This is a genomic window from Sphaerimonospora mesophila (assembly GCF_001417795.1).
Lineage (GTDB): Bacteria > Actinomycetota > Actinomycetes > Streptosporangiales > Streptosporangiaceae > Sphaerimonospora > Sphaerimonospora mesophila.
Genome location: NZ_BCBX01000049.1, coordinates 60848 through 81776 on the forward strand (window position 1 = coordinate 60848; position 20929 = coordinate 81776).

Here is a 20929-nt window from a genome sequence, read left to right on the forward strand (position 1 = left end):
GCGGGCGGTCGGGATAGACGACGACCACGGGAGCCATTCTTGCGCAGCGCCGCCCAGACCGGGGAAACACTGTCCAGCCCGAGGCCAGCACGGGCCAAGCAAACCCTGACCAAGCATCTCTTCGTCACCGGTGGCGTCGCCTCCAGTCTCGGCAAGGGGCTCACCGCCTCGAGCCTGGGGCGCCTCCTCAAGTTGCGCGGCCTGCGGGTCACGATGCAGAAGCTCGATCCCTACCTCAACGTCGACCCCGGGACGATGAACCCGTTCCAGCACGGCGAGGTGTTCGTGACCGACGACGGAGCGGAGACCGACCTCGACGTCGGCCACTACGAGCGCTTCCTCGACACCGAGCTGCACGGCTCGGCCAACGTGACCACCGGCCAGGTCTACTCCAACGTGATCGCCAAGGAGCGCCGCGGGGAGTACCTGGGCGACACCGTGCAGGTCATCCCGCACATCACCAACGAGATCAAGGACCGCATCCGCGGGATGGCCGGCCCCGACGTCGACGTGGTGATCACCGAGGTCGGCGGGACGGTGGGCGACATCGAGTCGCTGCCGTTCCTCGAGGCCGTACGGCAGGTCCGCCATGAGGTCGGCCGTGACAACGTGTTCTTCCTGCACGTCTCGCTGCTGCCGTACATAGGACCGAGCGGGGAGCTGAAGACGAAGCCGACCCAGCACTCGGTCGCCGCCCTGCGCAGCATCGGCATCCAGCCGGACGCCATCGTGTGCCGGTCCGATCGGCCGATCACCACCTCGCTCAAGCGCAAGATCAGCCTGATGTGCGACGTGGACGAGGACGCGGTCGTCTCCGCCGTCGACGCCGCCTCGATCTACGACATCCCGAAGGTCCTGCACTCCGAGGGGCTGGACGCGTACGTCGTGCGGCGGCTCGGCCTGCCGTTCCGCGATGTGGACTGGACCGAGTGGGACCAGCTCCTGCGCCGCGTGCACCGGCCCGCCAAGGAGGTGACGATCGGCCTGGTCGGCAAGTACATCGACCTGCCCGACGCCTACCTGTCCGTCACCGAGGCGCTGCGCGCCGGCGGGTTCGCCGCCGACATCAGGGTCAACATCCGCTGGGTCAAGAGCGATGAGTGCGAGACCACCGAGGGCGCGGCCCGTGAGCTCGACGGCGTCGACGGCGTGCTGATCCCCGGCGGGTTCGGCGTGCGCGGCATCGAGGGGAAGGTCGGCGCGGTACGGCATGCCCGCGAGCGGAAGATCCCCCTGCTCGGCATCTGCCTCGGCATGCAGTGCATGGTCATCGAGGCGGCGCGCAACCTCGCCGGGATCGCCGAGGCCGACAGCACCGAGTTCGACCAGAAGACGCCGAGCCCGGTCATCTCGACCATGGCCGACCAGGAGGACGTCGTCGCGGGAGAACGCGACATGGGCGGCACCATGCGGCTCGGCCTCTACCCCGCGAAGCTCACCGAGGGGTCGCTCGTCCGCCGCCTGTACGGCAAGGCCCGGGCGGAGGAGCGGCACCGGCACCGCTACGAGGTGAACAACTCGTTCCGGGAGCCGCTGGAGAAGATCGGCATGGTGTTCTCCGGTCTGTCTCCGGACGGCAGGCTCGTGGAGTACGCCGAGCTCGCCCCCGACCGGCATCCGTTCTTCGTCGGCACCCAGGCGCACCCGGAGTTCCGCTCCCGGCCGACGAGGCCGCATCCGCTGTTCAAGGGGCTGGTGGAGGCCGCCCTCGAGTACGCGGAGACCCGCCGGACCGGTGCGAGCCAGACCTCCAACCAGACCTCGAACCAGGCGGGGAGTCAGACGGTGCACCAGACCGTCGACCAGGCACTGAACCAGGCCGCGGTGAAGGCGGGCCGTACCAAGTGAGCGTGCCCGAGCAGAACGGGCCCGAGCGGAACATGCCCGAGCGGAACATGCCCGAGCAGAACGGGCCGGCGTCGCGGGTGGACCCGCGGAACGCGGGCGGGCCGGACGCGCACCCCGAGGTGCGGGACGTCGCGGAGTCGTGGGAGGTGTCCGCCTCCGTCGACCGGTTCGCCGGGCATGTCATCTCGGTGCGGACCGACACCGTGGCGATGCCCGGCGGGGTGACGGCCGACCGGGACTACGCCGTCCACCCCGGCTCGGTCGCGGTGCTCGCCCTGGACGACGCCGACCGCGTGCTGCTGATCCGCCAGTACCGCCATCCGGTGCGGCGCCTGCTGTGGGAGCTTCCGGCGGGGCTTCGCGACGTCCCCGGCGAGCCTCTCGTGGACTGCGCCGCACGTGAACTGGCCGAGGAGGCCGGATATCGCGCGCGCATCTGGCACACGCTGGTCGACCTCTACACCTCGCCGGGAATGACCGACGAGCGCATCCGGGTGTTCCTGGCCCGCGACGTGGAGCCGATCCCCGAGGAGGAGAACACCTTCGTCCGCCGGCACGAGGAGACCGACATGCCGGCGGTGTGGATTCCGCTGGCCGAGGCGGTCGACACGGCGCTGACCGGAATGATCCACAATTCTCCGGCCGTCGCCGGTATCCTCGCCGCATACGCAGCTTCCGCCGACGGCTTCAAGGGACTTCGTCCCGCCGACGCGCCGGAGGCATGAGTCCGTAGGGGGACGTCCTGAGCGAGCCCGAGGCGGTGCTGTCCAGCTATCTCGCCCATCTGGCGGTGGAGCGGGGGCTGTCTGCCAACACGCTCGCGTCGTACCGGCGGGACCTGCGCCGCTACCTGGACCATCTGAGGGCACGCGGCCTCGCCACGCTGGCGGACGTCAAGGAGGCGGACGTGGTCGCGTTCCTGTCCGCGCTGCGGGAGGGGGACGACCAACATCCGGCGCTGGTGGCCAGCTCGGCGGCGCGCGCCGTGTCCGCGGTGCGCGGCCTGCATCGGTTCGCGCTGCGCGAGGGCGTCTCCGGTCACGATCCCGCGCACGACGTACGCCCGCCGCGTCAGCTGCGGCGCCTGCCCAAGGCGATCAGCGTCGCCGAGGTGGAGCGCCTCCTGGCCGCGTGCGGGCCCGAGGAGTCTCCGCTGGCCCTGCGCAACCGCGCGCTCCTGGAGGTTCTGTACGGCACGGGCGCCCGCATCTCCGAGGCGGTCGGGCTGGCCGTCGACGACGTGTCCCACGACCCCGGGCAGGACCAGGTGCGGCTGCGCGGCAAGGGCGGGCGGATGAGGCTCGTGCCGCTGGGCAGGTACGCCCGCAGGGCGCTCGACGCCTACCTGGTCAGGGCGAGGCCGGCGATCGCGGCGCATGGCCGGGGGACGCCCGCGCTGTTCCTCAACGCGCGGGGCGGCCGGCTGACCCGGCAGGGCGCCTGGGAGGTGCTGCAGGCCGCGGCGGAGCGAGCAGGACTTTCCGGTGTTTCTCCGCACATGTTGCGACATTCCTTCGCAACCCACCTCCTCGACGGCGGCGCCGACGTTAGAGTTGTGCAAGAACTGCTCGGGCACGCCTCGGTGACCACCACGCAGGTGTACACACTGGTGACGGTCGACAGGCTCCGGGAGGTCTATGCGGCGGCCCACCCCCGCGCCCTGAACTGAAGAACGCCAGACCTCGAGCACGCCGAGACCTGGCCGATACCTGAAGGACGCTTGGCACTCGTTGGGCGCGCCGCCTTGCCGCATTGATGCGAACCCTTTAGATTCGATCAGGTTCGAGGCCGTCAGGGAGGACCAACAGGTGACTGCGACCACTGAGGCGACGTGGAACGCGGGGATCCCCGGCGGTGCGATCGGGCCTACCGGCCGTCCGCGCCCGGTGTTCCCCGAGCCGACACCGCCGGAGACGCACGGACCGGCGCGGATCGTCGCGATGGTGAATCAGAAGGGCGGCGTCGGCAAGACGACCACCACGATCAACCTCGGCGCCGCGCTGGCCGAGGTGGGTCAGCGGGTCCTGCTGGTGGACTTCGATCCCCAGGGGGCGCTGTCGGTCGGGCTCGGCATCGACCCAAGGCCGCTCGAGGCGACGATCTACGATCTCATCATGGAGGAGCCGGACGTCACCGTCGAGGACGTCCTGCTCGACACCAGCGTCGACGGCATGGAACTGCTGCCCAGCAACATCTTCCTGTCCGGCGCGGAGATCAGGCTCGTCAACGAGGTGGCCAGGGAGTACGCCCTGCAGCGGGCGCTGGAGCCCCTGCTGCCGCACTACGACATCTGCCTGATCGACTGCCAGCCGTCGCTCGGCCTGCTCACGGTCAACGCGCTCACCTGCGCGCACAGTGTGATGATCCCGCTGGAGTGCGAGTTCTTCGCGCTGCGCGGCGTCGCGCTGCTCATGGAGTCGATCGGCAAGGTCCAGGAGCGGCTCAACCGGAGTCTGGAGATAGACGGCCTGCTCGCCACGATGTACGACCCCCGGACGCTGCACGCACGCGAGGTCCTTCAGACGATCATGCAGGGTTTCGGCGACAAGGTCTTCCACACGGTGATCAACCGGACCGTCCGCTTCCCCGACGCCACGCTGGCCGGCGAGCCGATCACGCAGTTCGACCCCGGATCGATGGGGGCGGCCGCCTACCGCGATCTCGCCCGCGAGTTGCTCGCCCGCTGGCCCGCCCAAGCCCGCGCGTGATCCCGGGCGCCCATGCGTGATCCCCTGATCCCGGGGAGTGGCGGACAATGGGAGGCATGACCGAGCAGGTGGCGGATCCGGAGAGCGGGGAGGAGACCCCGTCCGGGTTCCGGGTGCACCTGGACGTCTTCGAGGGGCCGTTCGATCTGCTCCTCGGGTTGATCTCCAAGCACAAGCTGGACATCACCGAGGTCTCCCTGCACAAGGTCACCGACGAGTTCATCGCGTACATCCGCTCCCGCGGACCCGAGTGGGACCTCGACCAGACGAGCCACTTCCTGCTGGTCGCCGCCACCCTGCTGGACCTGAAGGCGGCCCGTCTGCTGCCCACCGGCGAGGTCGAGGACGAGGAGGACCTCGCCCTGCTGGAGGCCCGCGACCTGCTGTTCGCGCGGCTCCTGCAATATCGCGCGTACAAGGAGGTCGCGAAGATCTTCAACGGCCGCCTCGCCGAGGAGGCGCTGCGCTTCCCCCGCTCGGTGCCGATGGAGAAGCGGTTCGCCGACCTGCTGCCGGAGCTCGTCCTCGGCATCGGCCCGGAACAACTGGCCAAGATCGCCGCGAGGGCGTTCACGCCGAAGGCGCCGCCGACCGTCTCGGTCTCCCACATCTATCAACCGCTCGCCAGCGTCCGTGAACAAGCCGCTATCCTTGTCGAGCGGCTGCGGCGGGCCGGACGGGCCACCTTCCGGGCGCTGACCGCCGACTGCGCGGGCACCTTCGAGATCGTCGCCCGGTTCCTGGCCGTCCTGGAGCTGTTCAGGGAGGCCGCCGTCTCCTTCGATCAGGTCGAGCCGCTCGGCGAGCTGTACGTCACATGGACGGGCGCGGCGGACGGCGACGTGCTGGTCGGTGACGACTACGACACGTCGCGAAGCGACGGCGACCCCGACGCCGGCTAGGGAGAGGACCATGGAAGGCAGTGACGCGGCCGAGGCCGGGATCTCGCAGGCCCCTCCGGACCTCAAACCGGCGCTTGAGGCGATCTTGATGGTCGTGGACGAGCCGGTCGCCGAGGTGACCCTCGCCCAGGTCCTGGAGCGGCCGACGGGGGAGGTCGGCGTCGCCCTGCGCGAGCTGTCCGCGGAATACACCGCGGCCGGACGGGGTTTCGACCTTCGGGAGGTGGCCGGAGGCTGGCGTTTCTACACCCGGGCGGAGTGCGCACCGCTCGTGGAGCGTTTCGTCAGGGACGGCCAGACGGCGCGGCTGACACAGGCCGCGTTGGAGACCCTCGCCGTGGTCGCCTACCGGCAGCCGGTCAGCCGGGCCCGGGTGGCGGCGATCCGCGGTGTGAACAGCGATGGCGTCATCCGGACGCTCACCGCACGAGGCCTGGTCGAGGAGGCCGGAACGGACCCGGAGAGCCAGGCCGTGCTCTACCGGACGACGAGTTACTTCCTGGAGAGGCTGGGGTTGCGTAGCCTCGACGAGCTTCCCGAGCTCGCCCCATTCCTCCCAGACGACGTGGAAATCCTTGAGGAGAAGCAGTGAACAGCAGGCGTGGTACCCCGTCCGGTGAGGGACGCGGTCGGAGCCGGAGCACCGGTCAGCGGGGCAGGCCCTTCAGCGGCGGCCGTACGGATCGAGACCGCACCGGCCGAGACGGCCGGGACGACCGGACGGGACGGGACAACCGAGGCGTGCGAGACAACGGCTACCGGGACGACCGGGGCGGCTCGCGCGGCGGGTACGGCAGGCCGTCCGGTGAGGGGGGCCGTTACACGGACCGGGACCGGGAGCGGCCGGGAAACCGCGACCGCTCGTCCGCCTACCGCGACGACCGGGCCCCCGGAGGCAGATATCGCGACGACCGGGCGCCCGGCGGTAGCCGGGGCTCCGGCGGCAGGCGTCCGGAACGCGGTCACCGGGACCAGCGCGACCGCGGGGAGGGCCGCGCCTACGGCGAAGGCCGTACCTATGGCGAGCGTCGCGGCTACGGCGAAGGCCGCACCTACGGTGAGCGTCGCACCTACGGCGAAGGCCGCACCTACGGTGAGCGTCGCACCTACGGCGAAGGCCGTGCTCGCGGTGAAGACCGTGCTCGCGGGGATGACCGCTCCCGCCGGGACGGGCGACCCTCCCGGGAGGATCGGGCCTATCGGGGCGACCGTTCCTTCCAGGGCGACCGCGCCAACCGGGAGGGCCGCGCAGGCCGTGACGGCCGTACCTTCAAGGAGGGGCGCGGCGAGCGTGCGAACCGTGACGGGTCGCGCGAGTACGGCCGGCGTGAGGACCGCCCGCGTGAGTACGGGCAGCGCGAGGATCGGCGGCGTGAGTACGGCCAGGGCGAGCGTGCGGGCTTCCGCGCCGCCAGGGGCGGCGCCCGGTCCCGCGACGGTGTGCAGACCATCGGCGGCGAGAACGGGGGACTGCGGGCGCGCTACGGCCGCGACAGGTCCGAGCGCGGCGCGGAGTCCCGGCCCCGGTCGCGAGAAGACCGGTCGCGAGAGGACCGGTCGCGAGAAGACCGGTCGAGGGAGAACCGATCGGGCGAAGACCGGACGCGGGAGGCCGGCGGCGGGATGCGCCGGGAGGGCGGTGCGGAGAACCCGTTCAAGACCTCCCGGCAGCCACTGCGCGACCCGGACTTCTACGACGACGACTACGCCGACGAGCGCGACACGACGGAGGTGCCGGACGGCGAGCGGCTGCAGAAGGTCCTCGCCCAGGCCGGGGTGGCCAGCCGCCGCGCCTGCGAGGAGATGATCGGCGACGGCCGTGTGACGGTCGACGGCCAGGTGGTGCGCCGCTTCGGCGCCCGCGTCGACCCCGCCAAGCAGGTCATCCACGTCGACGGCAGGCGGGTGCCGACCTCGACCGACCTGGTCTACTACGCGCTCAACAAGCCGATCGGCGTCGTGAGCACGATGGACGACCCGGAGGGCAGGCCGTGCCTGCACGACTACGTGCAGGACCTGGCTCCGCGGCTGTTCCACGTCGGGCGGCTCGACACCGAGACCGAGGGGCTGCTGCTGTTCACCAACGACGGTGAGCTGGCGCATCGGCTGACCCATCCCAGCTATGGCGTGGCCAAGAAGTACTGGGCCAAGGTGCCCGGTCCGGTGCCGCGTAACCTGCACCGGGTGCTGCGCGAGGGCGTGGCGCTGGAGGACGGTACGGCCAGGGCCGACGAGTTCCGCATCGTGCAGGAGCACGGACAGCAGGCGCTGGTCGAGATCGTCCTGCACGAGGGGCGCAAGCACATCGTCAGGCGGATGCTGGAGGCCGTGGGCCACCGGGTGATCGACCTCGCGCGCATCGAGTTCGGACCGGTCAAACTGGGCCGGCTCAAGCCCGGCACCCTCCGTTCGCTGACCGTGCAGGAGGTTGGCGAGCTTTACGCCGCCGTTGGCATGTAGCCTTGCCGGGCCCCGGTTCGCAAGACGGGACAATATTGGATAAAGCCCCGTGGACTGGGTGGCGGCTTGGGCCCACGGCGGTGAGCGCGAGAGGGGAACGACGATGGTGCGGGCGGTTCGTGGAGCCATCCAGGTCGACGCCGACGACCGGGAGTCGATCATCGCAGGCACGACCGAGTTGGTGACCGAGGTCATGACGCGGAACAACCTCACCACCGACGACGTCATCAGCGTGATCTTCACGGCGACACCCGATCTCACCGCGGAGTTCCCCGCGCTGGCCGCACGCAAGCTGGGATTCCACGAGGTCCCGCTGCTGTGCTCCACCGAGATCGACGTGCCGGGGGCGCTGCCGCGCGTGGTCCGCCTGATGGCCCACATCGACACGGACCGGCCGCGTCAGGAGATCCAGCACGTATACCTGCGGGGCGCGGTCGCGCTCCGCGTGGACATCGCACAATAGCCGCCCGGCGGGACCGGGCACAGGACGAGCAGGATGGATCCCATGGAGGGCACCCCCGTCGAGGGGACCGTGGCGGAGAAGGGCGCTGCCTCGATCGGCAGCGTCGTCGTCGTCGGCACGGGACTGATCGGCACCTCGATCGCGCTCGCGCTGCGTCAGCGCGGCGTCCGGGTCTTCCTCGCCGATCGCGACGCGGGAGCCGTACGGCTGGCGCGGGAGCTCGGCGGGGGAGAGGACTGGCGGGCCGACCGGACCGTCGATCTGGCGGTCATCGCGGTGCCGCCGCCGTTCGTCGCGCAGTGGCTGCTGGACCTGCAGAAGAACGAGGCCGCCCGGGCCTACACCGACGTGGCCAGCGTCAAGGCGCTGCCGATCGCGCAGGCGGCGCAGCTCGGCTGCGACCTGTCCACGTTCGTCGCGGGGCATCCGCTGGCCGGCCGGGAGCGTTCCGGACCGGCGGCGGCCAGGGCCGACCTGTTCCTCGGCCGCCCCTGGGCGCTGTGCCCGACGCCCGAGGCGACCGGTCCCGCCGTCGCCGCTGTCCTGGAACTGATCGACCTGTGCGGGGGCAACGCCGTACGGGTCGACGCCGCCGAGCACGACCGGGCGGTGGCGGTGGTCTCGCACGCGCCGCACGTCACGGCCGCCGCGGTGGCGGCGCGGCTCGCCGAGGCGTCCGACACCGCGCTCGGCCTGTCCGGGCAGGGCGTGCGCGACGTCACCCGGATCGCCGCCGGCGATCCCGCGCTGTGGACCGGCATACTGTCCGGCAACGCCGTACCGGTCGCGGAGGTGCTGGAGGCCGTCGCCGCCGACCTGGTGGCCGCGGCGCGGTCGTTGCGCACGCTGGCCGTCGACGGCGCGGCCGTCGCCGACGTCACGGAACTGCTGGAGCGCGGAGTGCGCGGGACCGGCCGGATCCCCGGCAAGCACGGTGCCCCGGCGCGCGCGTACGCGGTCGTCCAGGTGCTGGTCGGGGACCGCCCCGGCGAGCTGGCCCGGCTCTTCCGCGCGGCGGGGGAGACGGGGATCAACATCGAGGACGTCCGGCTGGAGCACGCGCCCGGGCTGCCGCTCGGCGCGGCGGACCTGTACGTCCAGCCGGAGGCGGCCGAGGCGCTCGCCGAGGGGCTGCGCGAGCGCGGCTGGCACGTGCCCTGACGGGGCGGGGGGAGCCCGCCCCGGCGGGTCGCGCGGATGGCGTCGATGGCGCGATGGCGCCGGGAGTCCCGGTACGCTCGGGGGTCGGGTAAAGCCGCGGCACGGCCTGCCGGCAAGCCCGTCGGGCCGTGAGTTTCGGGCCGTGGATCGCCGGGCACGAGGTGCCGGGCAGGGCTGGAGAAGAGGAGCGAGCGTGTCGGGTCTGGTCGTCGCGATGGACGGGCCGTCCGGCTCGGGGAAGTCGAGCGCGTCGCGTGGGGTCGCCCGCGCCCTCGGGCTGCGCTACCTGGACACGGGGGCCATGTATCGGGCGGTCACCTGGTGGATGCTCGAACACGGGGTGGATCTCGCGGATCCGGCCGCCGTCGCGGCCCGGTGCCACGAACCCGTGCTGGAGATCGGCACGGACCCGGACGCCCCCGGCATCGGCGTGGACGGGACCGACGTCAGCGGGCCGATCAGGACCCAGGAGGTCACCCGGGCCGTCTCGGCCGTGAGCGCGGTGCCCGAGGTGCGCAGGCGGCTGGTGGACCTGCAGCGGCAGATCATCGGGACCGGCGACATCGTGGTCGAGGGCCGCGACATCGGCACGGTCGTGGCCCCGGACGCCCCGCTCAAGATCTATCTCACCGCGAGCGCCGACGCCCGCGCACGCCGCCGTACGGCGGAGCTGACCGGGACCTCCACCGAGGAGCAGCGGGCCGAGATGGCCCGGCGGGACGCGCTCGACTCCACCCGCAAGGCCGACCCCCTGGCGATGGCGGCCGATGCGGTGGAACTGGACACCACCCCGCTCGACCTCGACGAGGTGATCGCAGAGGTACTGCGGCTCGTCAAGGAGCGGACCACCTGAGCCCCATCAGCGCAGGGGGCACATTGAGCCTGATCCCGGTGGATCGGGGAGGAAGCGGCCGATGAGGCAGGAAATGGACGTGACGGGGGAGTACGACTACGACGAGGACGGCTGGACCGAGGCCGGACTCGCCGCCTCCGTGGGCGAGGACCCGCGGGAGGCCGACACCGGCCCCCTGCCGGTCGTCGCCGTGGTCGGCCGCCCCAACGTGGGCAAGTCGACGCTGGTCAACCGCATCATCGGCCGGCGTGAGGCGGTCGTGGAGGACGTGCCCGGCGTGACCCGGGACCGGGTGACGTACGAGGCGACCTGGCGCGGCCGCCGGTTCACGCTGGTCGACACCGGCGGCTGGGACCCCGACGCCACCGGCATGGCGCTGCGGATCGCCGAGCAGGCCCAGATCGCGGCCGAGCTGGCCGATGTGATCTTGTTCGTGGTGGACGCGAGCGTCGGCGTGACCGACTCCGACGAGGCCGTCGGCGGGGTGCTGCGCCGCTCGGGCAAGCCCGTCGTGCTGGCCGCCAACAAGGTCGACAACCAGCAGCTGGAGCTCGAGGCGGCCGGGCTGTGGTCGCTGGGCCTCGGCGAGCCGCATCCGGTCTCCGCGCTGCACGGCCGGGCCAGCGGCGACCTGCTCGACATCGTGCTCGACGTGCTGCCGGAGGCGCCGCCGCAGACGTTCGGCGAGCGACGCGGCCCGCGCCGGATCGCGCTGCTGGGCAAGCCCAACGTGGGCAAGTCGTCGCTGCTGAACCGGCTGGCCGGCGAGGAACGGGTGCTGGTCGACCCCGTGGCGGGCACCACCCGCGATCCGGTGGACGAGCTGATCGAGCTGAACGGCGAGACCTACCGCTTCGTGGACACCGCCGGCATCCGCCGCCGCGACCGGGAGCTGAAGGGCGCCGACTTCTACGCGGCGATGCGGACCCGGGCCGCGCTGGAGCGGTCGGAGGTCGCGGTCGTGCTGATCGACGCGTCCCAGGTGCTGACCGAGCAGGATCTGCGGATCATCGGCATGGTCATCGAGTCGGGCCGGGCCATGGTGGTCGCGTTCAACAAGTGGGACCTGGTCGACGAGGACCGGCGCTACTACCTGGAGAAGGAGATCGACCGACAGCTCGTCCGGGTGCCCTGGGCGCTGCGGGTCAACATCTCCGCCAAGACCGGCCGGCACGTTCAGCGGCTCGCCCCGGCGATCGAACAGGCCCTGGAGTCGTGGGGGACGCGGGTGCCGACGGCCCGGCTCAACCAGTTCGTCACCGAGCTGGTGCAGGCCACACCGCCGCCGGCGCGCGGGGGCAGGCAGGCCAAGATCCTGTTCGCCACGCAGGCGACGACCGAGCCGCCGAGGTTCGTGCTGTTCACCTCGGCGTTCCTGGAGGAGACCTACCGCCGGTTCATCGAGCGCCGCATCCGTGAGGAGTTCGGCTTCGCCGGCTCCCCGATCGAGATCACGATGAAGATCAGGGAGAAGCGGCAGAAGAATCACGGGTGACCGCCGTACCGCCGACTCCCGCCCGACCGCCGAAGGTAGGGTTCTCCCTACCATCGGAACTGCGGACCGCGGGATCGATCATCGACGGTTCCCGGTCATACCGTGAAGGCCATGAGACGATTTCTTTCCCGGCTGACCGGTGACTCCGTATATGTGCTGATCGGGTTTCCCCTCGCGACGATATCGCTCTGCCTGGTCCTGACCGGCGTCGTGGCGGGGGTCGGCCTGTGGATCGTATGGATCGGGTTGCCGATCCTCGCCCTGACCATGCTCGTCGCCCGGGGGATGGGCGACGTGGAGCGGCTGCGGATCAGCAGGGTGCTCGGCACCGAGCTGGCCCGCCCCCGCTATCCGCGGCCCCCGGCCGAGGCCGGCCTGCTCCGCCGGCTGTGGACGCCGCTGTCGGGCGGGCAGCCGTGGCTCGACGTGCTGCACGCGCTGGCGGTGTTCCCCGTGGCCACCGTGACGTTCGGCGTGGTGATCACCTGGTGGGGGGTGACCCTCTTCGCGCTGACCTATCCGCTCTACGGGTGGATCACCTCCAACATCCCCGACAACCACCAGCTTCCCGAACTGCTCGGCCTCGGCACGGGTTACGTCGTCGACAGCGTCTTCTACCTCGCGGTGGGCGTGGTCGCCGCCGCCACGCTCTACCCGGTCGTACGCGGCTGTGCCGTACTGCAGGCCTCGCTGGGCAAGGTGCTGCTGACCGGCGTCGCCGAGCTGCGCGAGCGCATCGAGGACCTGACCGAGGGGCGTCAGGCCGCCGCGCACGCCGAGGCGAACGCGCTGCGCAGGCTGGAGCGGGACATCCACGACGGGCCGCAGCAGCGGCTGGTCCATCTGGCGATGGAGCTGTCGCGGGCGCAGCGCGAGCTGAAGAAGGACGCCATGGCGGCCGAGGCCACGATCGGAAAGGCGATCACCGCGACCCGGGAGACGCTCGACGAGCTGCGCGCGCTGTCCCGCGGCATCGCGCCGCCCATCCTGGCCGACCGCGGCCTGGCCCCGGCGCTGGCCGCGCTCGCCGGGCGCTGCACGGTCCCCGTGGAGCTCGACGTGCAGGTCACCGAGCGGTTCCCGGCGCTGATCGAGAACACCGTGTACTTCGTGACGGCGGAGGCGCTGACCAACGTGGCCAAGCACAGCAGGGCGACCTCCTGCTCGGTCACGCTGGCGAGGATCGGCGACACGCTGCTGCTGACGATTGGAGACGATGGGGTCGGCGGCGCGCACGTCGCCAAGGGGCACGGCCTGGCCGGGCTGGCCGACCGGCTGCGGGCGGTCGAGGGCGAGCTGTCCGTACGGTCGCCGGTCGGCGGGCCGACGACGATCATGGCGGAGGTGCCGTGCGGGTAGTGGTGGCCGACGACGCCGTTCTCATCAGGGAGGGCCTCGTGCGCCTGCTCGAGGAGTTCGGCTGCGAGGTCGTGGCGGCGGTCGGCACGGGGGAGGAACTGGTCGAGGCCGTCGTGGCGCACCGGCCCGACGTCTCGGTGGTGGACGTGCGGATGCCGCCCACGTTCACCGACGAGGGGCTGAAGGCGGCGGTCGAGGCCCGGGAGAGGGTTCCGGCCGCGCCGATGCTGATCCTCTCCCAGTACGTCGAGGTGTCCTACGCGGACGATCTGCTGGCCGATGCCCGGGGCGGGGTCGGTTACCTGCTGAAGGACCGCGTGGTCGACGTCGAGGAGTTCATGGACGGGCTGCGCCGGGTCGCGGGCGGCGGGACCGTCTTCGACCCGCAGGTCGTCGCCCAGCTCATGGTGCGGCGGCGGCGCGGCGACCCGCTCGCCTCGCTGACGCCGCGCGAGCGGGAGGTGCTCGCGCTGATGGCCGAGGGCAGGTCCAACCCCGCCATCGGCCGCCGTCTCGTCGTCACCGACGGCGCGGTCGAAAAGCACATCCGGAGCATCTTCATGAAGCTGGGCCTGCACGCCGACGACGGCGACCAGCACCGCCGCGTCCTCGCCGTGCTGGCCTACCTGCGCTCCTGACCCCGGCCTCCGGCGGCGGCGGGCAGGGCCAGCGCGGCCGCTGTGCCCAGCAGGCACAGTCCCGCGGTGATCAGGAAGATCTCCGTGTACTCCACATGCAGCGCGGCCTTCACCTTGGTCTGGTACTCCGCCAGCTCGGCGAGGTAGTCCGCGCCGGCGCCGCCGATCGGGAGCGGCGTGTCGAGGTGCGCGGTCAGCGACTGGAACCGGTGGAACCCCCACGCCGACAGCGCCGCCACGCCGAGCAGCATCCCCATCATGCGGGCCACCACGACCGCCGCCGAGGCCACGCCGTGCTGCACGGCCGGCACGGCGCGCAGCACCGCGGAGGAGACCGGGGCGACGACCACACCGAGGCCGAACCCGGCGACGGCCAGATCGACGTCCAGCCGGACGCCGGCCGAGGCGAGGTCGGCGGGCCAGCGCGACATCATCAGGTAGCCGACGGTGGCGACCGCCATACCGGCGACGGCCACCCACCGCTCCCCGAAACGGCGGGTCAGCATCCCGCCCAGGAACGCCGCGACCGCGAGCGCGGCGAGGAAACGGGTCAGCACCAGCGCACCGCCCACGGCGTCCTCGCCCAGCAGCGTCTGCGCGGCGAGCTGGACGTCCACCAGCGTCACCAGCAGTGCGGCGCCCGAGAGCAGGCTCACCGCCAGGGTGGCGAACAGCGGTCGTCTCGGCACACCGCTCAGATCCAGCAGCCGCACCGGTGAACGGATCTCCCAGGCGACGAACGCCGCCGCCGCGACCACGCCGGCCGCCAGGCACGGCAGGCCCCACGGCGGCAGGACCGCCTCGCCGGGCGAGGGGTTGTAGAGCCCGGCCACCAGCAGGCCCAGCGCCAGCGCCAGCAGTGCGCCGCCGGCCGCGTCGACCCCGCCGGAGGTCCTGCGGCGCGGCTCCCGCGGCAGGCCGCGATGTACGGCCAGGGCGGCGAGCAGGGCCAGCGGGATGTTGACCCAGAAGATGCCGCGCCAGCCGACGAGGGCGGCGAGCCCGGCGCCGTAGAGGGGGCCGAGCACGCTGCCGAGCTCCTGGGCCGCGCCCACCGCGCCCAGCGCGACCGGCCGGCCGCGCTCGTCCCACAGATCGCCGATGAGGGCCATCGTGATCGGCAGCAGCGCGCCGCCGGCCAGGCCCTGGAGCGTACGGCCCGCCGTGAGCGTGGCGACGTCCTGGGCGAGCGCGCAGACGAGCGAGCCCACCGCGAACCCGGCCAGGCAGGCGTGGACCAGCGGACGCCTGCCGTACCGGTCGGACAGCCGGCCGAGCAGCGGCATCCCCGCGACGTAACCGAGCAGGAACCCGGTCACGATGGGCGTCGCCCGTTCCAGGCGGTTCAGCGGGACGCCGACCTCCTGGGCGATGTCCGCGAAGACGGTGACGACGACGTAGGCGTCGAGCGCGGCGAGCAGCACGGCCACGCCGCCCACGCCGAGCGCGAGACGGCGGCCGCGTGCCGGGGAGGGGGCCATGATCGGGGCGGGGGAGATCACGACGCGGGCGGTGTGATCGTCACGGGGGCGTCGTACTCTCCGAGGGTCACGGTCGCGCCGCCGTCGCCGAGCGGAAGATCGATCTTGAGCAGCCGGTCGGTGGCCTTGTCGACCCACACGGTCCCCTTCACGCCCTGGGCGATGCCGGGGATCAGCTTGGCGAGGGACCGCTGGGGCAGGGTGGCCGCGATCCGGTAGGCGTCGGCGCCGCCGACCTTCTCGGCGGCCTCGGTCCTGGCGTCCTGCGCCGACGACAGCAGCTCCGGCACGCCGGTCAGGACCACCGACGGGTCGTAGATCGCGGCGAGCTGCTGCCGGGTCATCGTCTGGAAGCCGCCGGTCGGGCCCTTGAAGTGCACGGTGTCGCCCGCGATCACGAACTCGAACTCCTGCAGGCCGACGAGCTCGACCTGCAGGGTGCCCTTGGCGTCGCCTTCACTGGTCAGCGTGCCCTCGGCGTGCCTGACCGGCACGGCGGGCCGGTCCCTGGTCTCGATGGAGAAGACGACGGTCCGCACCGTCTTCATCGCCGCGGCCGACTTCTTCAGCAGGCCGGGTCCGTCGGGGAGCGCGGCCACGCTGTTCGCTTCGCAGGCGGTCACCAGCAGCAGGGCGGCCACGACCAGCCCGAGGATTCTCGTCACAACGCGGATCGTAGCTGGCGTCAGCGGGCCGTGCGGATCGACTGGAGGCGGTCGGCGATCGGGGCGTATATCTCCTCGATCGCGGACACCTGCTCGGGCGTCAGCAGATCGATCAGATGGCGGCGGACGCCCGCGACGTGGTCGGGGGCCGCCCGCTGGATGGTCTCCCAGCCGAGGTCGGTGAGCACGGCGAAGGTGCCTCGCCTGTCGTCGTCGCAGCTCGCCCGCACCACCAGCCCGGCGGCCTCCATCCGGGAGATCTGGTGCGAGAGCCTGCTGCGGGACTGGATGGTGGCGTCGGCCAGCTCGCTCATCCGCATGCGGTGGTCGGGGCTCTCCGACAGGTTCACCAGGATCTCGTAGTCGTTGAGCGACAGGCCCTTCTCCTGTAACTCGCGATCGAGCTGGTGGAACAGCAGCCGGTGCGCGGCGAGGTGCGCACGCCAGGCGCGTTGCTCCTGCGGACTGAGCCAGCGGGGGTCTTCCATGACTTCAAGCATAAGATCACGATGATCGCCAGGCACGGGTAACCCTGCAGGGAAGGGGAGATTTACCAGAGGGTGGAGTCACGGCTCTTGACGCGATGTCGTCGCCGCTGTTGCCTGGGGAAACAGTCCAGAGACCCCCGCTCTCGGCAGGTGCGGGAGGTGGGCGGGCCCTCGGGCCGGAAAGGCGGCGTCGATGCGCATTGGAACGATCTTGCAGGGTAAGGGGACGCGTGTGGTGACCGTCCCGCCGCGGGCGACGGTGGCAGAGCTCCTGGCCAGACTGGCCGAGTTCAACATCGGCGCGGTGGTGGTGTCGGAGGACGGCGAGACCATCGTGGGCATCGTGTCCGAACGGGACGTCGTACGACGCCTGTACGAGCGGGGCGCCGGCATCCTCGATCGGCCGGTCTCCACGATAATGACCTCGGAGGTCAGGACCTGCACGCCCGACGCCAACGTGGAGGAGCTCCGCCGCACCATGACCGACCACCGCGTGCGGCACGTCCCCGTCGTGCGGGACGGACGGCTGGTGGGCATCGTCAGCATCGGCGACGTCGTCAAGAGCGCCATCGAGGAGCTGGAGACGGAGAAGGACGCGTTGGTCGGCTATCTCCACGGCTGACCGATCGTCCGCCCGGCCTCTACAATCACCCGTGTGAAGCTCAAGCTCGATCTCCACGACATCTACAACAAGGGCAGCGAGATCGACCGGGCGCTGCGCGGCGTCATCGAGGAGGCGGTCCGGAAGAAGGCCACCCAGGTGGAGATCATTCCCGGCAAGGGGTCGGGCCAGCTCAAGAAGAAGGTGCTCCGCTTCCTGGAGCAGAAGGAGATCAAGGCGCTCTACCACCGCATAGACAAGGACGCCAAGAACCACGGCCGACTGTTCGTCTACTTCCGGTGGTAGCCGGGTCGCCCGCGTCCGATGACCGGTGCCCGCCCGTGGCTGGCGCGAAGGGGCGAGAGTGTAGGAGGATTTGCCCGCGTGTGAGTTAGGGGAGGCGTGATGTCGGTGTTGCGGGATCTGCTGGAGGGCATCCGGGGCGGCGGGATCGAGGTGCTCGACCTGACCGCGCCGCTGACCGAGAAGACCCCGATCCTGGGACTGCCCGAGCAGTTCGGCCAGACGGCGACGTTCAGCCTCCAGGAGATCAGCCGGTACGACGACCGCGGCCCGGCCTGGTACTGGAACAACTTCACCACCGGGGAGCACACCGGCACCCACTTCGACGCCCCCAACCACTGGGTGACCGCCCGCGACGGCGAGGACGTCTCGGCGGTGCCCGTCGGCAAGCTGATCGCGCCCGCCGTGGTGCTGGACTTCGCCGCCGAGTCGGCCGCCGACCCCGACTTCCTCCTCGAGATCGACCACGTCGAGGCGTGGGAGAAGCGGCACGGCCCGCTCCCCGACGGCGGCTGGCTCCTCTACCGCACCGGATGGGACGCCCGGGCACACGACGCGGACCGGTTCCTCAACGCGGACGAGACCGGGTCGCACACGCCCGGCATCTCCGTCGAGTGCGCCCGTTTCCTGGCGGAGCGGACGCCGATCATCGGTCTCGGCGTCGAGACCGTCGGTACGGACGCCGGGGCGGCGCACTCGTTCGATCCGGCCTTCCCATGCCACTCCTTCCTGCTCGGGGCCGGCAAGTACGGCCTGACGCAGCTGCGCAACCTCGACCGGCTGCCCCCCACCGGCGCCGTGGTGATCGCCGGGCCGCTGCCGATCGTGGGCGGGTCCGGCAGCCCGCTGCGCGTGCTGGCCCTGGTGGAGAGAAACGTGGAGCGATGAGCGGAGAGATGAGGCGTCCGGCGATGAACGTCGCGGAAGCCGTCGGCGCCGTCCTCGCCTCCCTCGGCGTGCGCACGGCCTTCGGCGTCGTCGGCAGCGGGAACTTCCACGTCACCAACTCGCTCGTACGGCATGGCGTGCGGTACGTCGCGGCACGCCACGAGGGCGGCGCGGCCACGATGGCGGACGCCTACGCCCGGATGAGCGGAACGGTCGCCGTCCTCACCGTCCACCAGGGGCCCGGCCTGACCAACGCGCTGACCGGCGTCACGGAGGCGGCCAAGAGCCGTACGCCGCTGCTCGTGCTCGCCCCCGAGGTGAGCTCGCCGCGCTCCAACTTCCGGATCGACCAGGCCGCCCTCGCCTCCGCCGTCGGCGCCCACGTCGCCAGGGTGGCCTCGGCCGAGACCGTGGTCGACGACACCGTCATGGCCTTCCTCGCCGCACTGCTGGGCCGCCGCACCGTGCTGCTCCGCCTGCCGCTGGACGTGCAGGACGAGGAGCTGCCGGACGAGGCGGCACGCGCCGTACAGGAGCTGCAGGCCGGTGGCGGCGGGGTGCGGCAGGCCGCCGCGAGCCGGGTCCCGGCCCCGTGGGGGCTCACGTTCCCCAGCGAGCCGGTCGCCGACGACGGCGCCGAGTCAGCGGACGCGGCCGGGGCGGCGGCCCCGGACGAGGACACGCCGGACGCGATCGCGCGGCTCGCCGGGCTGCTGGAGACGGCGCGGCGCCCGGTCTTCGTGGCCGGTCGCGGGGCGCGGGGCGCGCGCCGGGAGCTCGAGACGCTCGGCGAGCGGGTGGGCGCGCTGTTCGCCACCTCGGCCGTCGCGAAGGGCCACTTCCACGGCAGTCCGTGGGATCTGGACGTGATGGGCGGATTCGCCTCGCCGCTGGCGGCCGAGCTCGTCGGCGGCGCCGATCTCGTCGTCGCCTGGGGCTGCTCGCTCACCATGTGGACCACCCGGCACGGCAGGCTGATCGGCCCGGACGCGACCGTCGTCCAGGTCGACATCGACGCCGACGCCATCGGCGTCAACCGTCCCGTGGACCTCGGCGTGATCGGCGACGTACGCGCGACGGCGCGGGCGGTGACCGGCCTCCTGGGCGTCAGGGGCGACGGACCCGGTGACGGCCGCGAAGGCTACCGGAGCGAGCAGGTCGCCGACCGGATCGCCCGCGAGGTGCGCTGGCGCGACGTGCCGTACGCCGACACGGGCGGCGACGGCCGGATCGACCCCAGGACGCTGACGATCGGACTCGACGACCTGCTTCCCGCGGATCGGGTCGTGGCCGTCGACTCCGGGAACTTCATGGGCTATCCGTCGATGTTCCTGTCCGTGCCGGACGGCGGCGCTTTCTGCTTCACCCAGGCGTTCCAGTCGATCGGCCTGGGCCTGGCCACCGCCATCGGCGCCGCCATCGCCCGGCCCGACCGCCTGCCCGTCGCCGCGCTGGGCGACGGCGGAGCGCTCATGGGCATCGCCGAGCTCGAAACGGTCGTACGGCTCGGGCTGCCGATGGTCGTCGTGGTCTACGACGACGACGCCTACGGCGCGGAGGTGCACCACTTCGGCCCCGACGGCTTCCCGCTGGACAACGTCACGTTCCCGCCGGCCGACCTCGCCGAGATCGCCCGGGGCTTCGGCTGCGCGGCGGTCTCCGTACGCCGCGAGGAGGACCTGGCGGGGGTCGCCGAATGGCTGAAGGGCCCGCGCGACCGGCCGCTCCTCGTCCACGCGAAGGTCACCCCCGGGCTGCCGGCCTGGTGGCTGGAGGAGGCATTCCGCGGCCATTGACGCAGCCCCGCGACGCGGCCGTCCCCTGAGTGCCGAACCTACTGAAGCGTAGGTTACCTTTCCGTACATGACCGAGCTCGTGTATCCCCCGGTGATCCGCGCCGCGCTGACCGCCTTCAAACTGCTGGACCTGCGGATCCGGGTCGAGGGCGCCGAGCGCGTGCCGCGATCCGGCGGCGCGGTCCTGGTCAGCAACCATGTCAGCTACCTCGACTTCGTCTTCGCCGGTCTGGCCGCCCGGCCCTCGCGGCGGCTCGTCCGGTTCATGGCCAAGCAGGAGGTGTTCAGCCACCCGGTGTCGGGTCCGCTGATGCGCGGCATGCACCACATCCCGGTCGACCGTACGGCCGGGGCCGGAGCGTTCCACGCGGCCGTACGGGCCCTGCGGGCCGGGGAGATCGTCGGCAACTTCGCCGAGGCGACGATCAGCAGGTCGTTCACCGTCAAGGACATCAAGAGCGGCCCGATCCGGATGGCCGTCGGGGCCGGGGTCCCGATCATCCCGGTCGCGCTGTGGGGCGGGCAGCGGCTGTGGACCAAGGGCCGGCCGCGCAGGCTCCTCCAGCGGCACGTCCCGATCACGATCCTGGTCGGCGAGCTCATGCACCCCGGACCCGACGACGACATCGTGAAGCTCACCGCCGAACTGCGGCGGCGGATGTCGGAGCTGCTCGACGAGGCGCAGCGCACCTACCCCGAGATCACGCCCGGGGCGTGGTGGCAGCCCGCCCATCTCGGCGGCACCGCCCCCACCCCGGAGGAGGCCGCCGCCCTCGACGCCGCCGCACGCAGGCGCGTGTCGTGATCTCGCATATCCCGC

Annotated in this window: 21 protein-coding genes; 18 read left to right on the forward strand and 3 right to left on the reverse strand. The window is 71.9% G+C overall.

Annotated features, from left to right (window positions below; translation table 11 throughout):
- Positions 1 to 69 precede the first annotated feature (69 nt).
- From AP234_RS29065 to AP234_RS29125, 13 genes are all read left to right on the forward strand, one after another.
- Positions 70 to 1848: a CTP synthase gene (locus tag AP234_RS29065; protein WP_431999120.1), complete on the forward strand. Its 1779-nt coding sequence runs from the start codon at positions 70 to 72 to the stop codon at positions 1846 to 1848.
- A gap of 2 nt (positions 1849 to 1850) precedes the next feature.
- Positions 1851 to 2573, forward strand: a complete 723-nt coding sequence (locus AP234_RS29070) for an NUDIX domain-containing protein (protein WP_235558433.1) — start codon at positions 1851 to 1853, stop codon at positions 2571 to 2573.
- A gap of 35 nt (positions 2574 to 2608) precedes the next feature.
- Positions 2609 to 3517 carry a site-specific tyrosine recombinase XerD gene (gene xerD / locus AP234_RS29075; protein ID WP_235558435.1) on the forward strand — a complete coding sequence of 303 codons (909 nt, stop codon included), beginning with the start codon at positions 2609 to 2611 and terminating at the stop codon, positions 3515 to 3517.
- A gap of 139 nt (positions 3518 to 3656) precedes the next feature.
- Positions 3657 to 4556, forward strand: coding sequence for an AAA family ATPase (locus AP234_RS29080; RefSeq protein WP_055482951.1), 900 nt, complete (start codon positions 3657 to 3659; stop codon positions 4554 to 4556).
- A gap of 56 nt (positions 4557 to 4612) precedes the next feature.
- Positions 4613 to 5458 carry a segregation/condensation protein A gene (locus AP234_RS29085; protein WP_055482952.1) on the forward strand — a complete coding sequence of 282 codons (846 nt, stop codon included), beginning with the start codon at positions 4613 to 4615 and terminating at the stop codon, positions 5456 to 5458.
- A gap of 10 nt (positions 5459 to 5468) precedes the next feature.
- The gene (scpB, locus tag AP234_RS29090; protein ID WP_055482953.1) at positions 5469 to 6050 is read left to right on the forward strand and encodes an SMC-Scp complex subunit ScpB; all 582 of its coding nucleotides are present in this window, start codon (positions 5469 to 5471) and stop codon (positions 6048 to 6050) included.
- Entirely contained in the window at positions 6047 to 7918 is a 1872-nt protein-coding gene (locus AP234_RS35470) for a pseudouridine synthase (RefSeq protein WP_083502535.1), read from the forward strand. Before scpB ends, AP234_RS35470 begins: the two co-directional genes overlap by 4 nt.
- Positions 7919 to 8021: 103 nt before the next feature.
- Positions 8022 to 8381 (forward strand): chorismate mutase, encoded by a 360-nt coding sequence (gene aroH, locus AP234_RS29100; protein ID WP_055483001.1) that lies wholly within the window; start codon positions 8022 to 8024, stop codon positions 8379 to 8381.
- A gap of 42 nt (positions 8382 to 8423) precedes the next feature.
- The gene (locus AP234_RS29105) at positions 8424 to 9542 is read left to right on the forward strand and encodes a prephenate dehydrogenase (protein ID WP_055482954.1); all 1119 of its coding nucleotides are present in this window, start codon (positions 8424 to 8426) and stop codon (positions 9540 to 9542) included.
- Positions 9543 to 9756: 214 nt separating this feature from the next.
- The gene (gene cmk / locus AP234_RS29110; protein ID WP_055483002.1) at positions 9757 to 10395 is read left to right on the forward strand and encodes a (d)CMP kinase; all 639 of its coding nucleotides are present in this window, start codon (positions 9757 to 9759) and stop codon (positions 10393 to 10395) included.
- A 61-nt stretch (positions 10396 to 10456) separates the two neighbouring features.
- Positions 10457 to 11890 (forward strand): ribosome biogenesis GTPase Der, encoded by a 1434-nt coding sequence (gene der / locus AP234_RS29115; protein ID WP_083502536.1) that lies wholly within the window; start codon positions 10457 to 10459, stop codon positions 11888 to 11890.
- Between the two features lie 111 nt (positions 11891 to 12001).
- Positions 12002 to 13249, forward strand: a complete 1248-nt coding sequence (locus tag AP234_RS29120) for a sensor histidine kinase (RefSeq protein WP_055482955.1) — start codon at positions 12002 to 12004, stop codon at positions 13247 to 13249.
- Positions 13240 to 13887 carry a response regulator gene (locus AP234_RS29125; protein WP_055482956.1) on the forward strand — a complete coding sequence of 216 codons (648 nt, stop codon included), beginning with the start codon at positions 13240 to 13242 and terminating at the stop codon, positions 13885 to 13887. Before AP234_RS29120 ends, AP234_RS29125 begins: the two co-directional genes overlap by 10 nt.
- Here AP234_RS29125 and AP234_RS29130 read toward each other — a convergent pair.
- From AP234_RS29130 to AP234_RS29140, 3 genes are read right to left on the reverse strand one after another with little or no spacing between them, the layout of a single operon-like run.
- Positions 13872 to 15389: an MFS transporter gene (locus AP234_RS29130; protein WP_431999118.1), complete on the reverse strand. Its 1518-nt coding sequence runs from the start codon at positions 15387 to 15389 to the stop codon at positions 13872 to 13874. The two genes, AP234_RS29125 and AP234_RS29130, sit on opposite strands and share 16 nt — an antisense overlap.
- On the reverse strand, positions 15386 to 16033 hold the full coding sequence (locus AP234_RS29135; RefSeq protein WP_083502537.1) for an LppX_LprAFG lipoprotein: 648 nt from the start codon (positions 16031 to 16033) through the stop codon (positions 15386 to 15388). Before AP234_RS29135 ends, AP234_RS29130 begins: the two co-directional genes overlap by 4 nt.
- A gap of 20 nt (positions 16034 to 16053) precedes the next feature.
- A complete protein-coding gene (locus tag AP234_RS29140; protein WP_063843128.1) occupies positions 16054 to 16521 on the reverse strand; it encodes a MarR family transcriptional regulator in 468 nt (155 codons plus the stop codon).
- Between the two features lie 193 nt (positions 16522 to 16714).
- Here AP234_RS29140 and AP234_RS29145 point away from each other — a divergent pair, with 193 nt between their 5' ends.
- The 5 genes from AP234_RS29145 to AP234_RS29165 all read left to right on the forward strand — a co-directional run bounded on the left by AP234_RS29145 (position 16715) and on the right by AP234_RS29165 (position 20914).
- Entirely contained in the window at positions 16715 to 17143 is a 429-nt protein-coding gene (locus AP234_RS29145) for a CBS domain-containing protein (protein ID WP_055482959.1), read from the forward strand.
- 33 nt (positions 17144 to 17176) lie between these two features.
- Complete coding sequence (locus AP234_RS29150) at positions 17177 to 17428, forward strand: Smr/MutS family protein (protein WP_055482960.1); 252 nt, start codon at positions 17177 to 17179, stop codon at positions 17426 to 17428.
- 99 nt (positions 17429 to 17527) lie between these two features.
- Positions 17528 to 18313 (forward strand): cyclase family protein, encoded by a 786-nt coding sequence (locus AP234_RS29155; protein WP_055482961.1) that lies wholly within the window; start codon positions 17528 to 17530, stop codon positions 18311 to 18313.
- Between the two features lie 23 nt (positions 18314 to 18336).
- On the forward strand, positions 18337 to 20109 hold the full coding sequence (locus tag AP234_RS29160) for a thiamine pyrophosphate-binding protein (RefSeq protein ID WP_055482962.1): 1773 nt from the start codon (positions 18337 to 18339) through the stop codon (positions 20107 to 20109).
- Between the two features lie 67 nt (positions 20110 to 20176).
- Positions 20177 to 20914, forward strand: a complete 738-nt coding sequence (locus AP234_RS29165) for a lysophospholipid acyltransferase family protein (protein ID WP_055482963.1) — start codon at positions 20177 to 20179, stop codon at positions 20912 to 20914.
- The last annotated feature ends 15 nt before the right edge of the window (positions 20915 to 20929 follow it).